This is a genomic window from Lysobacter sp., from assembly GCF_035655815.1.
In the GTDB taxonomy this organism is placed as follows: Bacteria; Pseudomonadota; Gammaproteobacteria; order Xanthomonadales; family Xanthomonadaceae; genus Lysobacter_J.
This window is the reverse complement of the sequence record NZ_DASRTS010000025.1, coordinates 1-2,783: the sequence shown is the minus strand read 5'-3', so window position 1 is coordinate 2,783 and position 2,783 is coordinate 1. Positions and strand designations below refer to the sequence as shown.

1 protein-coding gene and 1 pseudogene are annotated in these 2,783 nt (G+C 67.3%); both read right to left on the bottom strand.

Annotation, left to right across the window (positions count from 1 at the left end):
* A partial coding sequence (locus tag VFE83_RS06225; protein WP_324904166.1) for a DNA translocase FtsK occupies positions 1 to 2,220 on the bottom strand: 2,220 nt, incomplete at its 3' end.
* 265 nt (positions 2,221 to 2,485) lie between these two features.
* Positions 2,486 to 2,783 (bottom strand): annotated as a pseudogene (locus VFE83_RS06220) (alanine dehydrogenase); the annotation flags it as partial.

Sequence of the window (2,783 nt, the reverse complement as noted above, 5' to 3'; positions counted from 1 at the left end):
CGACGCACGCCGCGTCTCGGTCACGATGCGCACCGCCTCGTCGTAGAGCGGGTCCGACTCGTCCCCGCCTCCGCCGCCGCTTTCCGGCAGACCGGTCGCGCCGACCACCGATCCGTCGGCAAGCGTCTGCACTTCGTCGAGCACGCCTTCGATGTAATCCGGCCCGCCGCCGATCTGCTTGAGGTGCTCGACCACGCGATGCACCTCCTCGTCGCTCACGAACGCGCCGTGCACGCGCTCGGGCATCGAGGTGCCCGGGGGCATGTGGAGCATGTCGCCGTGGCCGAGCAGCGTCTCGGCGCCGGACTGGTCGAGGATGGTGCGCGAGTCGATCTTGCTCGACACCTGGAACGCGATGCGCGTGGGGATGTTGGCCTTGATCAGGCCGGTGATGACGTCCACCGACGGGCGCTGCGTCGCCAGGATCAGGTGGATGCCGGCCGCACGCGCCTTCTGCGCCAAACGCGCGATGAGCTCTTCGACCTTCTTGCCGACGATCATCATCATGTCGGCGAATTCGTCGATGAAGATGACGATGAACGGCAGCGTCTCCAGCGGACGCGGCGCCTCGCCCAGTTCCGGGTTCGGCTTGAACAGCGGATCCATCATCGGCTGGCCGGCGTCGATGGCGTCCTTCACCTTCTTGTTGAAGCCGGCCAGGTTGCGCACGCCCACGGCCGACATCAGCTTGTAGCGGCGCTCCATCTCGGCCACGCACCAGCGCAGGCCGTTGGCGGCCTCCTTCATGTCGGTGACCACCGGCGCCAGCAGATGCGGGATGCCCTGGTAGACGCTGAGCTCCAGCATCTTCGGGTCGATCATCAGCATCCGCAGGTCCTTGGCGGAGGCCTTGTACAGCAGCGACAGCACCATCGCGTTGACCGCCACGGACTTGCCCGAGCCCGTGGTACCGGCGACCAGCAGGTGAGGCATGCGCGCCAGGTCGGCCACCGTCGGGCGGCCGGCGATGTCCTTGCCCAGCGCCAGCGTCAGCGGGCTGGCGGACTTGTCGTATTCCTTCGAGCGCAGCAGCTCGGACAGGAAGATCATCTCGCGCGAGGTGTTCGGGGTCTCCAGGCCAATCACCGACTTGCCCGGAATCACGTCCACCACGCGCACGGACTTCACCGACAGGCCGCGCGCGATGTCCTTGTCCAGCGAGGAGATCTGGCTGACCTTGATGCCGGGCGCGGGCTCCAGCTCGAAGCGCGTGATCACCGGGCCCGGGTAGGCTCCGACCACCTGCGCGTCGATGCGGAAGTCCTTGAGCTTGAACTCGATCTGGCGCGACAGCGTCTCCAGCGTCTCCTCGCTGTAGCCCTTGGGCTGCGGCTTGGGATCGTCGAGCAGCGCCAGGGGCGGAATGCCGGTGCCGTCGCCGGTGTGGAACAGCGGGATCTGCGTCTCTCGCTTGGCGCGCTCGCTCTTTTCCACCACGGCCGCAGCCGGCGGCGGCGGTTCGATCTTCACCGGCGCACGCTTGGCGCGCAGCTCGGTATCGACCTTGCGGGCTTCTTCGCGCTCCTCACGCAGCGCGCGGGTCTGCTGCCACTCGGTCGCCTGCTTTTCGCCCTTGCGGAACAGCGTGCTCAGGCTCGGACCCAGCGCCAGCACCCACTGCCCGATCCTGTCCATCACCGCGAACCACGACAGCCCCGTCGCCAGCGTCACCGACACCAGCAGCAGCGCCAGCAGGAACAGGTTGCCGCCGACCGGACCGAAGCCGTTGTAGAGCGACTTGCCCACCAGCCGGCCAAGGATGCCCCCTGCCCCCGCGGAGAAATCAGCCACCGCGCCCACGCGCAGGTACAGCAGTCCGGTGGCCGAGACGAGGAATCCGACGATGCCGACCAGGCGCAGGGCCGGACCGAGGTCGGCGTCGCCATCGCCGTCGCTGTCCATGCCGAACAGCGCGATCCAGGCGATCGCACCCAGCATCACCGGCAGGAGGAATGCCACGTAGCCGCACAGGTACAGCAGCACGTCCGCCGTCCACGCGCCGACGCGGCCGCCCACGTTATGCAGCGGCGCGGTCACGCTGCCCGAATGCGACCAGCCCGGATCCGACGGCGAGAAGGTCACCAAGCTCGCCAGCAGGTAAAGGAGCAGCGGCGCGATCAGGATCAGCGCGATGTCGCGCATCAGCCGCTGCCTGCGCGGTGACGGAGGCAGTTTCTCGGCCTTGAGTTTCTTGCGGCTTGCCGCGGACGCCTGCGCCACCGTGATGTTCTGCCTCAAATGGATTGCGTTAGTTATTGAATATACGCCAAAAACCCGGGAATCGGGATTGGGGAATCGAGAACGGCTGAAGCATCGGCCATTCGGCCCATCGCTCCCACCCGGCCTACGGTAGTCCGGGCTTCCATAGCCCAAACGATAGTAGCCCGGGGTGGCTGAGCCGCCCCGGGCTACCAGATTGTAGGTCCGCGGTGCATCGGTTCGCCGGGCGCTGCTCGACGATTCCCGATTCCCGACCTCCGGTTTCCTAGACCTTCATGTCCACCAGCGCCGGATGGACGATCTTGCCCGCCTCGACGTTGATGCCGCGGACCAGCGCCGGGTTCTGGCGCCAGCTGTCGCCCGAGGCCAGCTTGTTGACCCACGGCAGGATGGCGGCGCAGATCGCCTGCGAGCTGGTCTGCGGCACGGCGCCCGGCATGTTGGTCACGCAGAAGTGGGTCACGCCCTCCTCCACGTAGGTCGGCTCCTTCCAGGTGGTCGGACGCGATGTCTCGAAGCAGCCGCCCTGGTCGATCGAGATGTCGACCAGCACGCTGCCGTCC